Here is a 20,148-nt window from a genome sequence, read left to right as displayed (position 1 = left end):
GCGATCGATCGGCGGGCCGGTGGGCCGACGGCTACCGAGAGACGGGAGTCAGCAGGTCGGCACCGGGGCGGCCGCGGCGGACGCGATGCGCTCCTCGGTCCAGTAGGTCGGGCCGTTGACCGGGGCGGCCGTGGCGACGACGGGCCCGGCTTCGCCGTCGCTGACAGAATCCGTCGAGCCCCCGCCGCACGACGACCCGCCGAAGACGACCACCAGCACGACGAGCACGACGGCGACGACGAGCACGCCTGCGCCCACCCCGGTCACCACGCGCTGCAGCTGCATGACGCTGAGCCTAGGCGGCGGGAGCGGCGCCGTCGCCTGTCGTGCTGGTCTGCGGTGTCGTCGCGGGCTTCCCCTGTGACATCCACACCGCCCAGCACGCGGCGGCTGCTCCTCCGACGATCCCGACGACCGTGCACGCGACCGCCGCACCCAGAGGAGACGCCAGCTGCTGGGACCAGCCCAACCAACCGCTGGAGGCGCCTCCGAGCACGCTGGCGACCGCGACCGTCACGACCGCCCGGCCCCGCGACTCCGGCCGGCCGATCGTCACGAGACAACCTGCTCCCCACGAGGCGAGTGCGGCGACGACCCCGACGAGGGTGCCCGCCACGAGGAACCAGAACGAGAAGTAGCTGAGCATGAGCGCGTCACCGCCGAGCGGATCGTCGGCGACGAGCAGCGACACGACGACGCCGGATGCTGCGCCCCCGAGCACCCCGCCCCACACGACGTGGCGCATCCGCAGCGGTCTCAGTCTCGTGCTCATGTCACCCCCGACGTCAGATCGTGACCGCGACGACCGCGGCCCCATTCGACGTCCATGCTCACAGTCTCGACCACGGGGCGTCCTGTCGTGGGCGCCGCGGCGAGACCGGTGCTCAGCGTCCGCCGACGCTGACCTCCTGGGCGACGGGCGCGACGACGGTCAGCTCGCTGCGGAGCACGCGGCGCAGCTCGACCCCATCGGCGGTGACGACGTCGTAGCTGCGGACGACGCTGCCCATGTGGCCTTCGTGGGTGACGACGGAGGTGCCCGAGTCGAGCTCCGGGTCGGTGTAGGTCGTGGTGGTGAACGCGACGGGCTCGGTGACGTCGACGCGGGTCGTGCTGATGACGGCCCCGGGAGGCGCGGTGGGCGCGGCCGTGGAGGTCGCCTCCGGTGTCGTGGGGGCCGTCTCGGCCTCAGCGCTGGTCTGCGCTCCCATCGTCTCCGCGGTCGCGCTGACCCCGCCGCCGATCACGATGCACGCCGCCAGCACGCCGGCGCTGCGCAGCACACGGCTCTTGGTCGTCATGTCGTTCCACCACTGCATCACTGTCGTTCTCCGAGTATCTGACGACTGTCGGGTAGCCGTCCTCTCGATGCTGGCCGGTATGCGCGGCGGGCGGCACACCCCGTTCGGGTCGGGAGGCCGCGGGGCTGGCCCCAGTCCGGGGCAGCCGCGCTCGAGCCCTCGGCCGCACTGCGGTTCGGGCTCACGACCAGACGGCACTCAGCGCCGGAACCGCGCCCCCGTCTCCTGCTCCAGGAACACCCACATCCACTCCAGTGCCCGCCTCGGCGTCAGCCCCGGCGCCTTCTGCGCGAGCTGCGTCGCCACGCCGTCGCTGTAGGCGGCGAGCTTCAGCGCCAGCTCGGACGCGTCGTCGACGGCGAACGTGCCCGCCTCGGCACCGCGCCGGAGCGTCCGTGTGAGGCACGCCTCCCACACCCGGATGCGGTCGACGTACTCGGCCGCGACGGCGGGCTTCCGCGCCACGGCCGTCCAGTAGTCCGACCAGAGCCGCCAGTGCTCGTCGGTCGCGTCGGTGTCCTGGAAGAGCGGCTCGACGAGCATCCGCACCCCGTGGACCGCATCGGGCTCGGCGTCGACCGCCTCGATCACCGCGGCGTAGAAACGAGCCGTCTCGAGCACGACCACCTCGTTGAGGATCTCCGCGACGCTCTCGAAGTGGTACGTCACCGTGCCCACCGAGACGCCCGCCTCCGCCGCGATGTCGCGCAGCCGGGTCGCCCCGAGGCCCTCGCGCACGATCACCGCGCGCGCCGCCTCGACGATCAGCGCCCGCCGCTCGGCCGGCTTCCGCCGCGTCGCCGCCCCGGTCACCGAGGCAGAACCTGCACCCGCCCCGCTCACGCCGACGTCCTCGGCACGCGGTCCTCGAACCACCGCTCGGCCACGAGCACGACCTCCGCGTCCGGCCCGCCGTCGCGGGCCCACGCCCGCACGTCGTTCTCGAGGACGAACTCCGTCGCCGTCGCGGTCAGCCGCGACGACGTCTCGAGCCACGCCTTCCACTCCGGCTTCTCGAGACCGATCCGCCACTGCGACTCGGCGGTGGCCGACAGGGGGTCGCCGTCGACGATGCGGTACGTCTCGCGGCTGTCCTCGGTGAAGACGAGGCCGTCGGGGTACTCGCGCCCGCCGCCGTAGCCGGGGTCGACGTCGAGCGTCCACTCCCCCGTCTCGACGTCGTGCGTCACGCTCCGCTGCGGCAGCGATGACGCGGCGGGCAGCCTCCGCACGGCGAGCGGCTCCGCGTGCGACGGCGGCGCGAACCGCACGCCGTCGTCGCCGGCCCGCGTCCACACCGGCAGCGTCACGGTGCTCTGCGCCGGGTCGACGACGAGCGTCGCCTCCTCGGCGCGCGGCCAGACCCACGGCCAGTAGGTCGACGACAGGGCGATCCGGAGGCGGTGGCCGGCCGGGAAGGAGTGCCCGGTCGAGACCAGGGCGACGCTCACCACCTGCTCGACCCCCGCCTCCATCGGCACGGCCCGGTCGCGCCCGTGGCGCGCGTCGAGGTTGAGCACACCGCGGGTGACCAACGTCGAGCTGCCGTCGGGAGCCACGTCACAGAGCCGGACGACCACGTGCGCGTGCGGCACGTCGCTCGTCACGGCGAGGTCCACGACGACGTTCCCGAGCACGTCCAGCGGCGCCGCGCCCGACCCGACCGGCAGGTCGAAGCACACCGACCGCCCGTCCTCCGCTCGTTGGTCGGGCGGCAGGTCCGTCGAGTTACCGAACGGGAAGAAGCGGCCGGCGTCCATGCCGGTGCTCTGCGGCGAGCGCACGACCACGGTGCCGTCGGCGGACCCGGCGGACGGCGCCGCGAACGACCCCAGCGGCACCGCCCGCGCCTCCGTCGCCACCGACGGCCACGCCTCCGCGGCGACCCACCGCCCGGTCCGCGACGCGTAGTACGTCGCGGGCGGCTCCGAGTCGTTGATCCAGGCCCGCAGCGCCGGCTCGTCCTCGACGCCGTTGGGCTCGGCGAGCAGCCAGCGGTCCCACCAGCGCAGCGTCTCCTCCAAGAACCCGATGCCCGGCCCCGGAGCCAGCCCGCGGTCCGGGTACTGGTGCGACCACGGCCCGATGATCCCCTTCACCGGCGCGTCGAGGTTCGACACCAGCCGCAGCACCGCGTCCCGGTACGGGTCGGCCCAGCCGCCGACGGCGAGCACCGCGGCCGTGATCGACGCGTAGTCCTCGCAGACGCTGCCGTGCCGCCAGTAGTCGTCGCGCTCCTGGTGCGCCAGCCAGGTCGGGGTCATCGGCACGTTGTGCTCGAGCCGTTCACGCCAGCGGGCGATCCAGTCCGGGCCGACGACCTCCGGCCGGGGAGGTCGCGAGTTGAACGCGAACATCGTGCCGCCCCACGACGCCATGTCGATGCCGAGCACGGCGCCGCCGATGTAGTGCACGTCGTTGTCGTAGCGGTCGTCGGTCGAGCACACCGTCACGATCGCCTTGAGCGCGGTGGGGGCCCGCCCCGCGAGCTGCAGGGCGTTGAACCCGCCCCACGAGATGCCGAACGCGCCGACCGCGCCCGTCGACCAGGGCTGCGCGGCGAGCCACTCGATCAGGGCGATGCCGTCGTCGAGCTCCTGCACCGAGTACTCGTCGTCGAACAGGCCGTCCGACGACCCCGTGCCGCGGATGTCGACCCGCACCGACGCGTACCCCCGCGCCGCGTACCAGGGATGCCGCTCGCTGTCGCGCGGAGCCGTCCAGTCGTCGAGCCGGTACGGCAGGTACTCGAGCAGCACCGGCACCGGGTGCTCGACGACCGGCGCCCAGATGCGCGCGTGCAGCCGGGTCCCGTCCGGCAGCGGCACCCACTCGTCACGCACGGCGACGTCGTGCGAGGGGCGCGGGTCCTGTGGGAGGCGGGGGTCCTCTGGGAGGCGCCCGTCCGGTCCCGTGCCGACCCCCGCCTCCTCGCCGGCCGCCGTCCCCGGCAGGCCCGACCCGCTCACAGCGACTCCCAGCGCGCGACGCGGTGGCCGTCGCCGTGGTCGTCCCACCCGCCGGCGTCGCGCCAGCGCGGCCGGGCGTCGCCGACGGAAGGCAGCTCGGTGGTGCCCGGGTCGAGCGTCGCCTCGAGCAGCGTGCGCGTGTAGGGGTGGTTCGGGCCGCGGAAGACGTCCTCGGTCGAGCCGATCTCGACGATGCGGCCACCGGTCATCACGGCGACGCGGTCGGCGACGCCGCGCACGACGGCGAGGTCGTGGCTGATGAAGAGGCAGCTCAGCCCCTTCTCGTCGCGGAGCGTCGTCAGCAGGTCGAGCACCCCGGCCTGCACCCGCACGTCGAGCGCGGTCGTGATCTCGTCGGCGATGATCAGGTCGGGCCCCGCGGCGAGCGCCCGGGCGATGCCGACGCGCTGACGCTGCCCGCCCGAGAGCTGGGCGGGCAGCCGCGCCGCGAAGTCGGGCGTGAGGCCGACCTCGACGAGCAGCTCGGCGACCCGCTCGCTCGTGGCGCTGCCGGTGAACAGCTTCAGCGGGCGGGCGATCGCCGCGCCCACCGTGCGCCGCGGGTTGAGCGAGGTGTCGGCGTTCTGGAAGACGAGCTGCACCGAGCGTCGCAGGGCGAGGGTGCGCCGGGCGACGGGCTGCGTGAGGTCGCTCTCGACCCCGTCCGAGCCGTGGAAGGCGAAGCTGCCCGACTCGGCGGGGATCAGCCCGGCGAGGGCGGTGGCGAGCGTCGACTTGCCGCTGCCCGACTCCCCCACGACGGCGAGGGTCTCGCGCCGGCCGATGTCGAACGAGACGCCGTCGACGGCCGCGGGCAGCGAGCGCCCGTACCGCACGACGAGGTCGCGCGCGGCGACGACCGGCGGTGCCGCCGGCGCGAGGTGCGACCCGCCTCCCCTCGGATCCTCCGCGTGCCTCCCCAACCACCGACTGATCAACGAACCACGCTTTGACGTGGTTCTTTGATCAGTCGGTGGTTCGGCGCCGGCGGCACCCGCACCGGCGGCTCCGGACGCGCGCGGGATGCTCGCGAGCAGCTCCCGCGTGTACGGGTGCCGCGGGTCGGCGAACAGCTCGGCGGTCGGCCGGTGCTCGACGATCTCGCCGTCGCGCATCACGGCGATCTCGTCGGCCATCGTCGACACCACGCCCATGTCGTGGCTGACGAGCACGATGGCCATGCCGAGCTCGACGGCGAGGTCGCGGATCAGCGCGAGCACCGCCGACTGCGTCACCACGTCGAGCGCGGTGGTCGGTTCGTCGAGCACGAGCAGGCGCGGCCGGGCGGCGACGGCCATGGCGATGGCGATGCGCTGCTGCTGCCCTCCCGAGAGCTGGTGCGGGTAGCGGCGCACGATGGTCTCGGGGTCGGGCAGGCGCACGTGGCGCACGAGCTCGAGCACGCGGTCGTGGCCGCCGGGCAGGCCGTGGCTCTCGAGCGCCTCGCGCAGCTGCTGGCCGACGCGCATCGAGGGGGTGAGCGCCTGGCCGGCGTTCTGGGCGACGAGAGCCGCGGTGCCGCCGCGCAGCGCGCGCGTCGCCGCGTCGTCGAGCGCGAACACGTCCTGCCCGTCGACGGTGACGCTGCCGCCGACGATGCGCGAGCCGCGCCGCAGGTGGGCGAGCAGCGTGCGGGCGACGGTCGACTTGCCGCTGCCGCTCTCGCCGACGAGGCCGAGCGCGCGGCCCGGCTCGACGGTGAAGCTGACGCTGCGCACGACGGGCACCTCGCGGCGTCCGGCGGCGTACGAGATCGAGAGGTCGTCGACGCGGACGACGGGGGCACCAAGGGAGGCGGTGCCGGCGACCCGGCCCGCGCCTCCGACGGTCTCGGGTGCGGTGGTCACGAGACGGCTCCCTTCTGGGCCCGGTCGATGCCGAGCGACTTGCTGAGGCCGTCGGCGCTGAGGTTCAGGCCGATGACGAGGGTGGCGAGCGCCACCACGGGGGCGAGCGTGCCGAGGGGCACGACGGTGAGGGCGGTGCGGTTCTCCTGCACCATGAGCCCCCAGTCCGGCGTCGGCGGGTTCGCGCCGAAGCCGAGGAACGACAGCGTCGAGATGAGCAGCACGATCCATGAGGCGCGCATCGCGTACTCGACGAGCACGACGTCGGTGACGTTGGGCAGGATCTCGCGGAACACGATGCTCAGCGGCTTCTCGCCGCGGGCGCGGGCGGCGGTGACGTAGTCCTGCGTGATGACCGTGCGGGCGGCGCCGCGCACGACGCGGGTCACCGCCGGGGCGTAGACGACGGTGACGGCGAGCACGATCACCCAGAGCCCCGAGTCGAACACGGTCACGACGACGAGCAGCGCGAGGATCGACGGCACGCTGAGCAGCGCGTCGACGACGCGCATGACGACCTCGTCGAACCAGTTGTCGGCGTAGGCCGTCACGCAGCCGAGCACCGTGCCGATGCCGACCGCGATGGTCGTGGCGAGGACGGTGACGAGCAGGGCGTAGCGACCGCCGTTCAGCGTGCGCGACAGGATGTCGCGCCCGTACTGGTCGGTGCCGAGCCAGTGCGACCAGCTCGTGCCGGTGAGGGCGGCGGTCGAGTCGGTGGCGACGGGGTCGTGGCCGGCGACCCAGGGCGCGAGCACCGCGAGCACGACGTGCAGCGCGATGAGGCCGAGCCCCAGGCTGAGGGCCGAGGAGGCGCGGAGGCTGCCGGTGAGGCCGGTCGCGGTGCTGCGCAGTCGCGTGCCGACCGTGCGCGGGGCGGCGGGCTGTGCGGACGACGCGGCCCGCGCCTCCTCGGTGCCGGTGCCGGTGCTGCTGCCGGTGCCGGTGCTACTGCCGGGGCCGGGGCTGGTGCGCGGGCTCATGAGCGGGCCTTCCGTCGGGTGCGGAGCCTCGGGTCGAGCGCGAGGGCGATCAGGTCGGCCGCGAGGTTGCAGACGACGTAGACGAGGGCGCTGACGACGGCGATGGCCTGGATGGTGGGCAGGTCGCGGGTGAAGACGGACTCGAGCATGAGCTTGCCCATGCCGGGGTAGTTGAAGACGTTCTCGACGACGACCACTCCCCCGAGCAGCCAGGCGACGTTGAGCGCGACGACGTTGAGGGTCGGCAGCATGGCGCTCGGCACGGCGTGGCGCCAGACGACCTGGCGGGTGGTGAGGCCCTTGAGCTCGGCGGTGGTGACGAACTCGGAGGCCATCACGTCGATGGTCGACGAGCGGGCGGTGCGGACGATGTAGGCGGCCATGGCGAGCGTGAGCACGATGACGGGCAGCCAGACGGCCGGCAGCAGCTCGGCGATCGTGGCGCTGTCGCCGCGCAGCACGACGGCAGGGAAGACCGGGATCGCGACGGCGAAGAGCAGCACGAGGATCGTCGCGACCATGAACTCGGGCACGCTCATGACGATCAGGCTGATCAGCGAGATGGCGTGGTCGCTCGGGCGTCCGCGGCGCACGCCGGCGATGACGCCGAGGGTGAGCGACAGCGTGACGCCGACGAGCATCGCCGGCACGGCGATGAGCATGCTGTTGCGGAAGGCGATGAGCAGGTCAGGGCCGACGGGGGCGCCGCTGACGAGCGAGACGCCGAAGTCGCCGTGGCTCGCGCCGAGCAGCCACTGGCCGTAGCGGGCCCAGACGTTCTGGTCGAGGCCGAGCGTCTCGCGGAGGGCGGCGACCGCGTCGGGGGTGGCGTCCTGGCCGAGCAGCTGCTGCGCGACGTCGCCGGGCAGCGCCTGCACCGCGAAGAAGACCAGGAAGGAGGCGAGCAGCACGGTGAGCAGGGCGGTGCCGACCCGGCGGGCGACGAGGGCGAGGGTGGCGAGGCCGGCCCCGCTGGGTCGGGAGGGCGTGCGGGAGGCGGGGGCGCGTCCTCGGCTCTCAGCGGGCGTGGCGCCGGTGCCGGTCGTGCCGGTGCCGGTCGTGTCGGTGCGGGTGTCGGAGGTGCTCATGCGCGGAGTCCGATCTGCAGGTAGTCGAACTCGAAGCCGAACTCTCGGTAGTTGACGACGTCGCGGCCGAGGCCGACGAGGCGGTCGCCGAACATGGGGGTCATGTCGGCGGAGTCGTCGACGATGACGCGCTGGGCGTCCTGGTAGAGCATGCGGCGACGGTCGTCGTTCATCTCGGCGCGGGCGGAGTCGAGCAGCCCGTCGAAGGTGGGGTTCGACCAGGCGCTCTCGTTGTACGACGAGCCGGTGCGGAAGATCTGGTTGAGCAGCTGGTCGATGGGGCGTCCGGTGAACCAGTAGCTGACCATGAGGGGCTTCTGCATCCAGATCTGCGTGTAGTACGAGTCGGAGGAGGCGTTGCGCACGACGAGGTCGATGCCCGCCTGCTTGACCTGGTCGCGGTAGGCGACGGCCATCGGGGTGAAGACCGACTCGTAGCTGGACGTGTAGATCTCGGTGCGGAGCCCCTCGCGGCCTGCTTGCTTGAGCAGCGCCCTGGCCTTGTCGGGGTCGTAGGCGCGCTGCTCGTCGAGCCAGGCGGCCTGGGTGGGAGGCACGGGGTTGTCCCAGCCGGGGCTGCCGGTCCCCTGCAGGGCCGTGTCGACGATGGCCTGGGGGTCGTAGGCGAGCTTCATGGCCTGGCGCACGAGGGGGTCGCTGAACTCGGCGGAGGTGTGGAGCATCGGGATCGTGTACCACTGCGCGTTCGCGGAGCGGGCGACGGTGGCGGTGCTGGAGGCGCTGACGACCTGGGCGGTGGCGAAGTCGAGGTTGGTCTGCGAGATGAGGTCGATCTGGCCGGCGAGGAGGGCGTTGACGCGGGCGGTGGTGTCCTGGATCGAGTAGAAGTCGATGCCGTCGAGCACGGGGCGCCCGGCGAAGTGGTCGTCGAAGGCCTCGACGCTGCCGGTGCCGGCGGGCTCGAAGCTGCTGAGCGTGAAGGGCCCGGTGCCGATGCCGGTGGTGCCGATCTCGCCGGCGCTGCCCTCGGGGATGACGTAGCACTGGTACGCGGTGAGCAGCGAGGGGAACTCGGCGTTGGCGGTCAGCAGCTCGAAGCGCAGGGTCAGCGGGTCGGGGGCGCTCATGCTGCCCGGGCCGATCATGGCGGCGAGCACCTCGCCCTGGGGCGAGGCGGTCGCGGGGTCGAGGATGTGCTCGATCGAGTAGATGGCGTCGGCGGCGGTGAAGCGGCGGCCGTCGTGGAAGGTGACGCCGCGGCGGAGGCGGAAGGTCCAGGTGACGCCGTCGGGGGTGGCGGACCACTCCTCGGCGAGGTCGGGCACGGTGACGCCCTTCTCGTCGAGCTTGACGAGGCGGTTGTAGAGGGCGCCGAGGTACTCGTAGGCCGAGAGGGAGCTGGCGGAGTCGAGGGTCTCGGCGGCGCTCGCGGCGGGGCGGGCGATGCGGAGGCGTCCGCCGCTCTTCGCGATGCCCGTGGCGGCGGCCTCGGGGATGGTCGGGGTGCTGCGGGCCGGGGTGCACCCGGCGAGGGTGAGCAGGCCGAGCCCGGCGAGGCCGGCGGCGCCGGCGATGACGGAGCGCCGGCTGGGGCCGCGGGCGTCTCTGCTCTCGGGTCGGTGTTCGGGGACGATCGGTGTCATTCGGGATGGCCTTCCGTTTATCGTTCGGGTGAACGATAGGGGAAGGTCGCGCCGGCGGCGAGGCCTCAGGGTCGTAGGAGGCGCGGGTCGGCTGCGCACTCTGCACCCCGCGATCCCCGCAGGCACGGGCCTCAAACGCGCCCCGCGCCCTCCCCCTCCCGCCCCCGAACCTTCACGCAGTCGTTACACGACGGCGCCGCCAGGTCGCTCTATGAGCCCTTCATCACCGGGGCGACCGGGACGGCATGGTCGCCGCCGCACGAACACGATGGCCACGGGCATGACAAGAGGAGGTCGATGGTGATGTCGCTCGATATGCGGCGTGGATCACGGAACATGTCACGGCTAGTGTTTTGCTAATGCGCAAATCTACTCAGCGAACAGCCCTGGCCTGCGTCGCGACGGGAACGCTCGGACAGGCAGCGGGGAGCGTCATCCTCGGCCACGGGGTCGAGCCTGGCGGAGCCGTCGCGAACACGCTGATCGCGTTCGTGGCGGCAGCGGTGATCTCCGTCGCCGCGCTCGGGCCTCGAGGCGCGCGCCGGTTGGCCGCGCTGCTGACGTCGGTCACGCCAGCACGGCGATGGAGCCTCCTCCTCCTCGCCGCGACGAGCGCGGTCTTCGGAGGCTTCTACCTCGCGATCACGATGATCGACGCTGTCGCCGTGAGCTCGCTCGAGGCAGGGATCGGTCCCTTCCTCGCCCTCTTGCTCTTCCCGGTGAGAGGAGGGTCGCTCCGACGAGCCACGGCGCCCAGCATCGTGCTGCTGCTGTCCGTGGTGGTGGTCCTGCTGGTGCTGGGACGCGCTGGAGAGCAGCCGAGTTCGTCGGCGACTGCGATCGGCCTCGCCGTGACGGTGGTCGTCGGGGTGGCGGGCGTCGTCATCGTGCTCGCGTCCCAGCGCCTGCGGGCACACGGTCTCACGGCCACGGACATCAACGTCGTCCGCTTCGTGGGATCGAGCGTCCTCTTCGCGTTGATCGCCGGTCCGGTCCTCCTCGTCGGTGGGCCTCCGGTGGGGGTGCGACCGATCGTCGCCGTCCTCCTGATCGCCCTCCCCTTCCTCGTGCTGCAGATCGGCATCGTCCACGGCGATCCCCTCCGGAACGAACTCGTCATGTCGTCTCTGCCCGCCCTCGTCTACGTCGGCTCCTCGCTCCGAGAGTCGACGTGGTCACTCGCACTCGGCGGCGTGATGCTCGCCGTGCTCGCCATCGCGACCATCGGGGCCCTCGTCGACGCCTCGCACCGCACCACCCCCTCCCCCGAGACGTGACCCGTCTCCCGGTGACGCTGCGCGACCACCTGCTGACCATCCCGAGAAGAACGCTTCCTTCGCTACGGCATTAACGCACTGGAGAGCTTCTCTCGATCCGCGCCTCCCCAGGAGAGCCTCGCCGGGCTCGGTGGTGACGCTGTCCAACGAGGCGGACCCGCCTTGCCGGCTACCACTTGCCAAGCTCTTCCGGCGACCAGCAGAATCGGGTGATGTTCTCCGTGTCTCATTCCGCGCGCGTCGCGGGCGGTGTCCTGTCGGCACTCGTCGGCGCCCTTCTCTTCACCGTGGCCGTCATGTTCTTGCTGATGCTCGTCGCGTTCGCCATCAGCCTCGTCGCGGGCACGCCGCTGGCGATCCCGGGGGTCGCGTCGTGGTCCGCAGCCTTCCCCGGCGGAGCCCCCGTGTTCGAGTTCTCGGCCGCAGGGCCCGTGCTGCCCGCTGCGGCGGCGGCGCTCGCGGCCGTCACGGTGATCGTGCAGCTGCGAGGTCGTGTGTCCCACTCCCTGGCGTGACTGAAGAGTCGCCATGACCGACGCGTGATGAATGCGCCCCTGAGGCCACGGTCGGCGCGACCGAGCAGTCGATCCCTGCCCGACCCCTGAACGAATGGACACCGTGCTTCCTCCGAGCAAAGACCCTGCCTCCCCGAGAGCCGTCGTGGACGATATCGATCTGGCGGAGCAGCTCGTGACGCGAGCGGCGTCACTGGCGAGCGAGCTGCGCCGCCAAGGGCTCACGAGCGAACGGAAAACGTCGAACGCCGACCTCGTCAGCGCCGCCGACCGTGCGGCCGAGGACCTCGTCCGGGGCACGCTCGCGCGCGAGCGTGTCGGCGATGGCCTGCTCGGCGAGGAGGGCACCTCGTCCGACTCCCGGAACGGGCGCCTCTGGATAGTCGACCCCGTCGACGGCACCTTCAACTTCCTGTCGGGCCTGGCCTCGTGGTGCAGCGCGGTGGCGCTGCAGGTGGACGACGAGCTCGTCATCGGCGCTGTGCACCGCCCGGAGCTCGGTGAGACCTGGCTGGCTGATGCCCGAGGCACGCGTGTCAACGGCAAGCGCGTCGCTCCCCTGGCCGATCGTCCGCTGGCGGACAGCAGTGTCGCCACCTACGTCAACCCCGCCGACATGGTCGACCCCACAGTGGTCGCCGTCATGACGGGCATGCTCGACTCGGCGGCGACCGTGCGCATCAGCGGGTCGGGAACGTGCGACCTGGCGGACGTCGCCGCCGGGCGCATCGGACTCTGGGTGCAGTGGGACTGCGACGACTGGGACTGGATGCCGGGGCGCGCCCTCGTCGAGGGAGCGGGTGGACGCACCGAGGTGATCGAGCATCTCGGGCGGCGCTGGCACCTCGCGGGGTCCGCTCGGGCGGTAGGCGAGGCCTCAGAGGTGCTGCGCACGGTCACGGGTCCTTGGATTCAGCCGTAACCGTTACCGCGACCTCCGGCACACTCGACGTCCGAGTCGCTAAGAACGCGCGGGCCGGAGTAGTTCGAGTCGAGCGCCCTCGGTCAGCGCCGGTCGTGGCGTGGCGCGGGTGGCGACCCCCGCGTTTCCCCGTCTGACCGGGGGCGTGAGGCCGGTGGCCGCCGTGGCCATCTGACGCCCGCGGCAAGGGTGATGGGAGACGCACCTCAGCGATCGCACGCGATGCCGTCCCCATCGCGGTCCAGGTCGTAGACGTCGCTGCCCATGATCGTCACCGGGCCTTGCACGTAGGCCGGCCCGTTCCCGCTGCCCCCCGCGCAGTCGACGTCGGAGGCCACGGGAACGCACGCTCCCGAGTAGTTGGCGTCACAGCCGGATGCGGCGGGGGCTGGGGCAGCGACGGGTGCCGGGGCGACGTAGGGAACACGGGTGCCGACGCTCGTGACCTGCTGCACAGGCGCAACGACGGCGGACTGACCCGCGAGAGTTCGTGATGTCTCGACGCCGTCCGTGTAGGTCACGTCGTACGTGAGGACCATCGACCCGTTCTGGCCCGTGACGGTGACAGCGTCCTGACCGATGTCGCGAGTCGCGTCGTCGACCGAGACGGCGTCGAACGGCACGACCTCGGTGACGTCCTCCTGCTCGACCGTGACGACGGGAGTCGGAGACGGCGACGCCTGGACGACCGAGCCGGCCCGGGCGCTCTCGGCCTGTGCCGCGTCGCCGCATCCCGTGAGCCCCAGGACCAGCAAGAGCCCCACTGTCACAGCAGCGCCCTGGACCGCGAGCCTCCCCATCGTGTTCGTCGTTCGGCGGTGCGTCATCGAAGGCCCCCTGACCTGACAGACGTCACCATGACGCCCCGAGCGATCCTCACTCACGTGGAGCGGAGGAGAGAACCCCCCTTCCGGGTCCGGTCATGAAGATAGCCACGAGGTCATCGTTCGACGGGGCGATGCTCACTGAGGCCGCCAGGACGATCGCGGACTGTGTGACCCCGGGCATCGAGCAGGACGACTGCACACCAGAATCGACTCCATGCCCCTAGTCCGCGTCTCCCCCTTGGCGACCTCCGATGCAGGGCCTCCGAACGTCGCGTCGACCCCGAGCGTTTCGATGTCAGCCGACCTCGGCGACCTCCGCGCCTTCCTCGCCGCGGCCGATCTCACCCTCGCCGGTCTCGACGCCCCGTCACCGCGCCTCCACCTGTGGATCGACCGCGACCCCACGGGCATGATCGTCGGCAGCACCGGCTACGAGTCGAGCACCGACGGCGCCCACGCCCTGATCCGCAGCGTCGCCGTCGCCGCCACCGGCCGCACCCGCGGTGCCGGATCCCGACTCGCTCTCCACGCCCTCACCCAGGCAGCCGCGGCCGGAGCCGACCACGCCTGGCTCTTCTCTCGCCGCTCCGGACCCTTCTGGCAGAAGCTCGGCTTCACGCCCGCCGACCGCGACGCCCTCGCCGCGGCCCTCCCCGACACGCACCAGGTGCAGCTCTTCCGCGCGAGCGGCCAGCTCGCCCGCGAGGTCGCCTGGTCGCGCCCCCTCGCCGACCTCCGCCCGACGACCCCCTAGGAGGCGCGGGTCACCTCCGACACGGCTGCCCGGCCCGCAGCTGACCTCGATGGCACTGGCACTGGCTCTGGGTGACTCACGAGTCTTGTGAAGCGCGCCCGATGCCGACAGGACCAGGTCTGTCTGCCCTTAGTTCGTCTCCTGCTTGAGTCATCGAAAAGAGCGAACACGAAGAGGGGATGACATCCCGACTCAGCCCCAGGTCTCGGCATCAAGCCCGAATTCGATGACCACCGACAGCCTGTCCAGACGGCGCTGCGTCGAACACTGGTTCCCCCCTCAACTGGGTCCGTACGATCGACCGAGCCCTCGGCGCTCCCATGTGAGCATGGTTCCGAGGCGGACCCCGACCAGGTTCACCTCGAACATGGGGGAATGACATGGCCGCAGCAGGAGCATCCGCGCGAGAAGAAGCGCATCGTCAACAGGCTTTGGCCGAAGCGCACGAGCAAGCGGCGGCAGAAGCACGCGACGCCGCCGCCCGCTACGGCCTCGCCGGCATCACCGAGAGCCGCGTCGCCGGCGTCCTCGCCCCGCTCGCCGCCGTCGGCTACACGCTCCTCCCCGACCGCGCCTGGCCGGGGAGCCGTCGCAGCGGCGCCCAGGTCGATCTCATCGTCGTCGGCCCGTCCGGCGTGCACATCGTCGACACGAAGGCGTGGAAGGAGGTCTCCATCCGCGGCGGCCGCATCTTCCGAGGCCAGGCCGATGTGTCCGACGACCTCGCGAACATGGCCGACCTCGCGCACAACACCGAGGCGCTCCTCTCCGAGGTGGGCCTGGCCGCGACCGAGGTGCACGCGCTCGCCGTGCTGGCGGGCCACCGAGGCATCAGGGAGACGGTCGGTCCCGTGACCGTGATCGGCGAGCACGACGCCCTCCGTCACGTCACCTCGCCCGGCGCCCGCCTCACCTCGTTGCAGGTCGACACGGTGCTCCGTCGCGTCCTCGACCACTTCCCGGTGTTGCGGACGTCCTCCGCCATCGACGTCACCGTGCCGGAGCCGGTCCTCACTCGACCGACTGATCCCGTCGACACGGCCGAGCTCATCACCGCCGAGGAGGTCAACGCAGCCCTCCTCGACGGGGTCCTCGAGGCTCCCATCGAGACGTGGATGTCGTTCCTCGACCCGGCACAGGCCAAGCTCGCCCGCCGCAGCTTCAACGGCCCAGCGCGCATCCGCGGGTCCGCCGGCACCGGCAAGACCGTCGTCGGCCTCCACCGTGCCGCCTACCTGGCCCGCGGAGGGCAAGGCAAGGTCCTCTTCACGACTTTCGTCAAGACGCTCCCCGTCGTGCTCGAGAACCTCTTCGTCAGGATGGCTCCCGAGGCCGCGCATCAGGTCGAGTTCGCGAACATCCACAAGTTGGCGCTCGGCATCCTCAGAGAACGCGGCACGTCTGTCCGCATCGACCCGAAGGCGGCTGATGCTGCGTTCGCCGAAGCGTGGGCAGGGAGAAGCGAAGGAGGCGCTCTCGGCTCCTCGAGGATGTCCTCCGACTACTGGCGAGACGAGATCACCTACGTCATCAAGGGCCGTGGCATCCGCACGTTCGAGCAGTACGCGGACCTGGCGCGCGTGGGACGCAGGCACCGCCTGACGGTCGATCAGCGCAGGAGCGTCTGGTCCCTCTACGAGCGCTACGACGCGGGACTCCGTCGACGGAAGGCGATCGACTTCGCTGACGTCATCCTGATGGCGCTCTCCAGCGTCAGAACCACGCCGATCACGGGGTACGGCGCTGTCCTCGTTGATGAGGCGCAGGACCTCACCTGCGCCATGGTCGCCTTCCTCCACAGCCTGGTCGGAAACCGGCCCGATGGTCTTACCCTCATCGGCGACGGCCAGCAGACCATCTACCCCGGGGGCTACACGCTCTCCGAGGTCGGGATCTCCCTGAGCGGTCGAGGAGTCGTCCTCGACGTGAACCACCGGAACACAGCGGAGATCCTCGCCTTCGCGAACGCCGCAGTGCTCGGTGACGAGTACGCGGACATCGAGGGAACGGGCCAGACCATCGACGGTGTCGAGACCGTCGAACGTACGGGCCCAGCGCCTGTACTCTCCAGGCACGAGACCTGGGCCGAGCACGACGCTGCCGTCGTCGAGCGAGTCCGCGACGTGATGCACCTCATCGGCGTGAGGCGGGGTGACATCGGCGTCCTGACCGCCACGACCTGGGACGCCACCACCATGAAGGCGTCACTGGTCGCCGCCGGCATTCCCGCCATCGATCTCCTCGACTACGACGGTCAGCACACGGACGCCGTCAAGGTCGGAACAGTGAAGCGAGCCAAGGGCCTCGAGTTCAAGCAGGTGCTGCTGGCGCGAGTCAAGGCGGAGCTGCTGGAGCACGACACGCCTGCACCCTCCTCGGAGACGGAGCGAGAACGCCGCGAGCTCGACCGGCGGGAGCTGTACGTCGCGATGACCCGGGCCCGCGACGGCCTCTGGGTCGGCACGCGCACATAAGAAGTGTTCCCGGTGCCGTGAGAGCAAGCGGCCTCAGGGCCTCGCTCAGGTCGAGAAGTAACGCCTCACGTAGGCACGCATCCCTGCATCGACGGCATAGATGTACGTTCCCCTGATCCCCCGCGTGAGCAGCACTCCGTAGATGTTGCTGATGAACTCACGCAGCTCGCCGTCTGTGTAGGACCGCCCGAGTTGCTTGTTGTTCTCTGCACCCTTGGTGTCGAAGTACGAAGCGCGATCGATGAAGAGTTCGTCGCGGTCGACGTCGTACCGGAGGTCTCGGCCGATGACGACGCCGGCATAGTTCAGGTCGTAGCCCTGGACGGTGTGGATCGACCCGACCTCCTCCAGCGCTCCGCGCGAGGCGATCCAGTCCTTGGACGTGCCGTTCCACTTCAGGGCGACGCCGTCGAGCTCGATGTCGGCTGCCTCGGGGTCCTTCCTCGAAGCCCACCGCCAGGCGTAGCCCGCAACGAGTCGGGCCAGGCCGTGCTCAGCATCACGTGCTCGGATCTCCTCGTGCATCTTCGCCAGGTCGTCGAAGACCCGGAGGTCATAACCCTCGAAGCTCCTGGGCACGACGTCGCCCACGGCGTGCCCCGCACGAGCAATCCGGAGAACGTCCCGCACGTATCCCACGTAGTCAGCGCCGGCCTGGACGCGCATCTGCGTCGATAGCCGATAGTGCCGCCCACGGGCGTGCGCGTCTTCGAGAAGCTCGACGACGGACTCCTTCGACAGATCGGCCGGCCGCACGCTCTGGGCCTCGTCGACGAACAAGATCTGGTGACGGCTCTTGGCTCGGATCCAGTCGAGCTGCGTCTTTGAGAGGTCGTCAGCGCCGTAGAGGCGTTCGTTGATCAGCGGGAACTTCGCGTTGAGCACGCCCGTCGACTGGTTCGCCCGCTGATTCAGACGATGGGCTTCATCGACCAGGAGCAGGTCCCAGTCACCGTCGGACTGACCGACCTCGAACGGCGTCAACACCATGGCTGGGTCGAGCCCAGGCGTCTTGCGGAACACTCGCTTGATCGACTCGCGGAGTGACTGCTGGGGCACGACCATGCCGACGCGCAGATCCGCCAACAGAGCCGGGTACTCACCCAAGAAGAAGTCGGCGAAGAGCGAGTCCCCGTCGAAGTCGTCCGAAGGAGGCGTGGAGCCGATGTCGACGAGCAGCTTGAGCAGGTAGATGGCGACGACGGTCTTGCCCGTGCCCGGGTGCCCCTGGATGACGATCGTGTCGCCCCGCGCTTCGCGGAGGTCGACGAAGAGGCCTTCGAGGATGTCCTCAAGAGCTGCGGCTTGGTCTTGCGTCAGAGCCTTGAACGGCGACAACTTGAAGAGATCGCTGTTCTCGATCTCTGGGATCGGCCGCGTGAAGACTCCCTCGGATCTGAGCTGCTGCACGACGGCCGTGAACAGGCCTCGGTACCGCTCACGGTCGTAGTAGTTGGCCGAGGTGATGCCGTCGTTGCGGTTCAGCACGCTGTAGGCGCCATCGGCTGAGAACAACTGGATGAGCCTCGACTCCAGGTCGAGGCACGCAGACTTGTTGAAGGTCTCATCGACGACTACTCGGACTGTGTCGAGCTGGCGCTTGTCCGGGCTCGCGAGATGCTGCCTCATCCGACCCGCACCGTTACGGGTCTCGCCCACGTAGATGTCTCTCAGCCGTTCGTGCGGGTGCCGGCTGGTCCGGTGGGGCCTGGACTGATCGAGGACGTAGACGACAGGCCAGTCCACGTTGCGCGCATCGGTCAGGGCCCAGAGGTCGATGGCCTCTCGGTCGAAGGGAACTCGGACGATCTCAGAGGGCATCGTATTTCGTGCTCCGACCCCGGGCTCCGTCCACAGGATATTTCTCCCGAGTGACGGCGAGTTTCTGCAGAACGATCTGCTCCGGGTCCACGCCGAGCTTGTCAGCGAGGAGCAGACAGTAGGTCAGCACGTCCGCCAACTCGTCCTGCACGCGGTCAACGTCGAATTCGGCTCCCCACTGGAAGCACTGCAACAACTCGCCGGCCTCGACGGCGACGCTCTTGGCCAAGTTCTCCGGTGCGTGGAACTGCTCCCACTGACGCTCCGCAGTGACCGCCTTGATCGCATCCATGGTTGCCCTGCCAGTCATGCGACCGACCGTATCAGTGGCATTGACCGAGCTCGGCAAGCGGGGACGCTCGCGGTGGAATGGCCCATTCCCTGCCGTGGCCTTTACGCGCTAACACCGGCACCCGCGATGCGACGCATGAAGTAATTGGTCGGGCTGACAGGATTTGAACCTGCGACCCCTTGACCCCCAGTCAAGTGCGCTACCAAGCTGCGCCACAGCCCGAGAATTCGTTTCCGAAGAAACAATTTCTTGGTGTTGCCCCGACCGAGGCAACCCGACAAGCATAGCGGATGAACGGGCCCCGTCTTGCCACCTGTAGCTCCGGCGCAGGATGGCGTGGCGACGGCGCCGGTCACCCAGGACTGAGCAATGATCGACTCGTGACGATTGCGACGTGGGTCGAGACGGAGGCCGCTCGTCGGTCGGCACTGTGGCGTGAGCTCCTCGCCCGGGGCGGAGCGCGACGACTCAGTCCCAAGGACGACATCGAGGCGAGAGGGCTCTATCGCGGCCAGGCCGGCATCTTCGCCGACATGAAGGCCGAGTGGGCGAGGGACGGACCGGGGCCCGTCGCGCTCACGCTCGTCCACACTGGCACCTCTTATGACGACGACCTCACGGACGAGGGCCTGCTCTACCACTACCCCTCGACCAATCGTCGGGGAGCGCACGATTCGAACGAGATCACGGCCGTCAAGACCGCGCAAGCTCTGGGCCTGCCGGTCTTCGTCATCTCTCCCGAGCCCGGGGCCGCTTCACTGCGCCGAGTCCGCCTCGGCTACGTCGGCGAGCACGACGACGCCCAGCGAGTCTTCGTCGTCACGTTCTTCGACGAACCGCTTCCCCTGCCCAGACCCTCTGAGCTCCCCGCCGACGACCGTGCCCTCATCCTCTTCGAGCAACTCCCCACACGCACGACGCGCCTCGTCGCTGAACGCCCCAATCAGCTGCGCTTCCGCATCCATGTCCTGCAGCGCTACGGACCGCGGTGCGCCTTCTGCGACATCGACTCCGAGCACCTCGTCCAGGCCGCTCACATCGCCCCGAAGAGTCTCGGCGGCATCGATGAGGCCGCCAACGGTCTTCCACTCTGCGCCAACCACCACCTGGCATTCGATCGCTTCCTGGTCATCGTCGACCCCGACACGCAGCGACTGAGCTACGCGCCGGGCACGGATGCCGAGGCCCTCCGCATCACGCGCGAGGCCCTCACGCACCTGCCTCAGCGTCCGAGCCCGAGGGCGTTGGACGCCCTGTACCGGACCAGGGCCGCACAGAAGGCGATGAGCCGATGGTCGAGGCCGGGTGACGACCGCGACGACGCCTGAGGCCGGCACCGTCACCCCTCCTTCAACCCGTCTGCGCGATCCCCGTCACGACGTGCCGCTGCAGGAAGAGGAACATCACGATCACCGAGTTCGCCCGAACACCAGAACCGCCGCCGGGGCGATCTCGTCGGCACCCGCCGCCACGA

The 20,148-nt window shown here is 70.5% G+C and carries 18 protein-coding genes and 1 tRNA gene; 6 read left to right on the top strand and 13 right to left on the bottom strand.

Translation table 11 applies throughout. The features are described 5' to 3' along the window. Positions 1-48: 48 nt before the first annotated feature. The 9 genes from IFT45_RS07240 to IFT45_RS07200 all read right to left on the bottom strand — a co-directional run bounded on the left by IFT45_RS07240 (position 49) and on the right by IFT45_RS07200 (position 9,792). Entirely contained in the window at positions 49-285 is a 237-nt protein-coding gene (locus IFT45_RS07240; RefSeq protein WP_192127479.1) for a hypothetical protein, read from the bottom strand. 10 nt (positions 286-295) lie between these two features. Then, positions 296-772: a hypothetical protein gene (locus IFT45_RS07235; protein WP_192127476.1), complete on the bottom strand. Its 477-nt coding sequence runs from the start codon at positions 770-772 to the stop codon at positions 296-298. Positions 773-884: 112 nt separating this feature from the next. Next, the gene (locus IFT45_RS07230; protein WP_192127474.1) at positions 885-1,301 is read right to left on the bottom strand and encodes a G5 domain-containing protein; all 417 of its coding nucleotides are present in this window, start codon (positions 1,299-1,301) and stop codon (positions 885-887) included. A 198-nt stretch (positions 1,302-1,499) separates the two neighbouring features. Next, positions 1,500-2,144 (bottom strand): TetR/AcrR family transcriptional regulator, encoded by a 645-nt coding sequence (locus IFT45_RS07225; protein ID WP_371810900.1) that lies wholly within the window; start codon positions 2,142-2,144, stop codon positions 1,500-1,502. Then, positions 2,141-4,144 (bottom strand): CocE/NonD family hydrolase, encoded by a 2,004-nt coding sequence (locus tag IFT45_RS07220; protein ID WP_371810899.1) that lies wholly within the window; start codon positions 4,142-4,144, stop codon positions 2,141-2,143. Before IFT45_RS07220 ends, IFT45_RS07225 begins: the two co-directional genes overlap by 4 nt. Positions 4,145-4,266: 122 nt before the next feature. Then, positions 4,267-6,117 (bottom strand): dipeptide ABC transporter ATP-binding protein, encoded by a 1,851-nt coding sequence (locus IFT45_RS17780; protein WP_192127472.1) that lies wholly within the window; start codon positions 6,115-6,117, stop codon positions 4,267-4,269. Beyond that, positions 6,114-7,100 carry an ABC transporter permease gene (locus tag IFT45_RS07210; protein ID WP_192127470.1) on the bottom strand — a complete coding sequence of 329 codons (987 nt, stop codon included), beginning with the start codon at positions 7,098-7,100 and terminating at the stop codon, positions 6,114-6,116. Before IFT45_RS07210 ends, IFT45_RS17780 begins: the two co-directional genes overlap by 4 nt. Continuing rightward, positions 7,097-8,188 carry an ABC transporter permease gene (locus tag IFT45_RS07205; RefSeq protein WP_192127468.1) on the bottom strand — a complete coding sequence of 364 codons (1,092 nt, stop codon included), beginning with the start codon at positions 8,186-8,188 and terminating at the stop codon, positions 7,097-7,099. The genes IFT45_RS07210 and IFT45_RS07205 overlap by 4 nt, the downstream gene beginning before the upstream one ends. Next, the gene (locus IFT45_RS07200) at positions 8,185-9,792 is read right to left on the bottom strand and encodes an ABC transporter substrate-binding protein (protein ID WP_192127466.1); all 1,608 of its coding nucleotides are present in this window, start codon (positions 9,790-9,792) and stop codon (positions 8,185-8,187) included. The genes IFT45_RS07205 and IFT45_RS07200 overlap by 4 nt, the downstream gene beginning before the upstream one ends. Before the next feature lie 359 nt (positions 9,793-10,151). Between IFT45_RS07200 and IFT45_RS07195 the strand changes: the two genes are divergently transcribed. The 3 genes from IFT45_RS07195 (at position 10,152) to IFT45_RS07185 (ending at position 12,506) form a co-directional block, all read left to right on the top strand. Next, complete coding sequence (locus IFT45_RS07195; RefSeq protein ID WP_192127464.1) at positions 10,152-11,069, top strand: hypothetical protein; 918 nt, start codon at positions 10,152-10,154, stop codon at positions 11,067-11,069. A 209-nt stretch (positions 11,070-11,278) separates the two neighbouring features. Then, entirely contained in the window at positions 11,279-11,584 is a 306-nt protein-coding gene (locus IFT45_RS07190) for a hypothetical protein (RefSeq protein WP_192127463.1), read from the top strand. A gap of 94 nt (positions 11,585-11,678) precedes the next feature. Continuing rightward, positions 11,679-12,506 carry an inositol monophosphatase family protein gene (locus tag IFT45_RS07185; RefSeq protein ID WP_192127460.1) on the top strand — a complete coding sequence of 276 codons (828 nt, stop codon included), beginning with the start codon at positions 11,679-11,681 and terminating at the stop codon, positions 12,504-12,506. A 206-nt stretch (positions 12,507-12,712) separates the two neighbouring features. Here the strand turns inward: IFT45_RS07185 and IFT45_RS07180 are convergent, their stop codons facing one another. Then, complete coding sequence (locus IFT45_RS07180) at positions 12,713-13,261, bottom strand: G5 domain-containing protein (protein WP_244637816.1); 549 nt, start codon at positions 13,259-13,261, stop codon at positions 12,713-12,715. A 364-nt stretch (positions 13,262-13,625) separates the two neighbouring features. Between IFT45_RS07180 and IFT45_RS07175 the strand changes: the two genes are divergently transcribed. Then, positions 13,626-14,087, top strand: a complete 462-nt coding sequence (locus IFT45_RS07175; protein WP_192127458.1) for a GNAT family N-acetyltransferase — start codon at positions 13,626-13,628, stop codon at positions 14,085-14,087. Between the two features lie 431 nt (positions 14,088-14,518). Next, positions 14,519-16,561: a nuclease-related domain-containing DEAD/DEAH box helicase gene (locus tag IFT45_RS07170; RefSeq protein ID WP_197982289.1), complete on the top strand. Its 2,043-nt coding sequence runs from the start codon at positions 14,519-14,521 to the stop codon at positions 16,559-16,561. 45 nt (positions 16,562-16,606) lie between these two features. Here IFT45_RS07170 and IFT45_RS07165 read toward each other — a convergent pair whose 3' ends face one another. The 3 genes from IFT45_RS07165 to IFT45_RS07155 form a co-directional block, all read right to left on the bottom strand. Continuing rightward, complete coding sequence (locus IFT45_RS07165; RefSeq protein ID WP_192045824.1) at positions 16,607-18,382, bottom strand: DUF2075 domain-containing protein; 1,776 nt, start codon at positions 18,380-18,382, stop codon at positions 16,607-16,609. Beyond that, entirely contained in the window at positions 18,372-18,692 is a 321-nt protein-coding gene (locus tag IFT45_RS07160; protein WP_192127454.1) for a nucleotide pyrophosphohydrolase, read from the bottom strand. Before IFT45_RS07160 ends, IFT45_RS07165 begins: the two co-directional genes overlap by 11 nt. Before the next feature lie 127 nt (positions 18,693-18,819). Beyond that, positions 18,820-18,896: transfer RNA gene (locus tag IFT45_RS07155), tRNA-Pro, on the bottom strand. A 68-nt stretch (positions 18,897-18,964) separates the two neighbouring features. Between IFT45_RS07155 and IFT45_RS07150 the strand changes: the two genes are divergently transcribed. After that, positions 18,965-20,002 carry an HNH endonuclease gene (locus IFT45_RS07150; protein ID WP_192127452.1) on the top strand — a complete coding sequence of 346 codons (1,038 nt, stop codon included), beginning with the start codon at positions 18,965-18,967 and terminating at the stop codon, positions 20,000-20,002. The last annotated feature ends 146 nt before the right edge of the window (positions 20,003-20,148 follow it).

The sequence above is a fragment of the Frigoribacterium sp. CFBP 13707 genome, assembly GCF_014842245.1.
Taxonomy (GTDB): Bacteria; Actinomycetota; Actinomycetes; order Actinomycetales; family Microbacteriaceae; genus Frigoribacterium; species Frigoribacterium endophyticum.
The sequence above is the reverse complement of the archived record's forward strand: the minus strand, read 5'-3'. Positions and strand labels throughout refer to the sequence as shown.

Excerpts from the sequence above, each read along its gene's own strand:
- IFT45_RS07240 (WP_192127479.1), bottom strand. The coding sequence starts at position 285 with ATGCAGCTGCAGCGCGTGGTGACCGGGGTGGGCGCAGGCGTGCTCGTC.
- IFT45_RS07235 (WP_192127476.1), bottom strand. The coding sequence starts at position 772 with ATGAGCACGAGACTGAGACCGCTGCGGATGCGCCACGTCGTGTGGGGC.
- IFT45_RS07230 (WP_192127474.1), bottom strand. The coding sequence starts at position 1,301 with ATGACGACCAAGAGCCGTGTGCTGCGCAGCGCCGGCGTGCTGGCGGCG.
- IFT45_RS07210 (WP_192127470.1), bottom strand. The coding sequence starts at position 7,100 with ATGAGCCCGCGCACCAGCCCCGGCCCCGGCAGTAGCACCGGCACCGGC.
- IFT45_RS07205 (WP_192127468.1), bottom strand. The coding sequence starts at position 8,188 with ATGAGCACCTCCGACACCCGCACCGACACGACCGGCACCGGCACGACC.
- IFT45_RS07200 (WP_192127466.1), bottom strand. The coding sequence starts at position 9,792 with ATGACACCGATCGTCCCCGAACACCGACCCGAGAGCAGAGACGCCCGC.
- IFT45_RS07195 (WP_192127464.1), top strand. The coding sequence starts at position 10,152 with ATGCGCAAATCTACTCAGCGAACAGCCCTGGCCTGCGTCGCGACGGGA.
- IFT45_RS07185 (WP_192127460.1), top strand. The coding sequence starts at position 11,679 with ATGGACACCGTGCTTCCTCCGAGCAAAGACCCTGCCTCCCCGAGAGCC.
- IFT45_RS07175 (WP_192127458.1), top strand. The coding sequence starts at position 13,626 with ATGTCAGCCGACCTCGGCGACCTCCGCGCCTTCCTCGCCGCGGCCGAT.
- IFT45_RS07165 (WP_192045824.1), bottom strand. The coding sequence starts at position 18,382 with ATGCCCTCTGAGATCGTCCGAGTTCCCTTCGACCGAGAGGCCATCGAC.
- IFT45_RS07160 (WP_192127454.1), bottom strand. The coding sequence starts at position 18,692 with ATGACTGGCAGGGCAACCATGGATGCGATCAAGGCGGTCACTGCGGAG.
- IFT45_RS07150 (WP_192127452.1), top strand. The coding sequence starts at position 18,965 with ATGAACGGGCCCCGTCTTGCCACCTGTAGCTCCGGCGCAGGATGGCGT.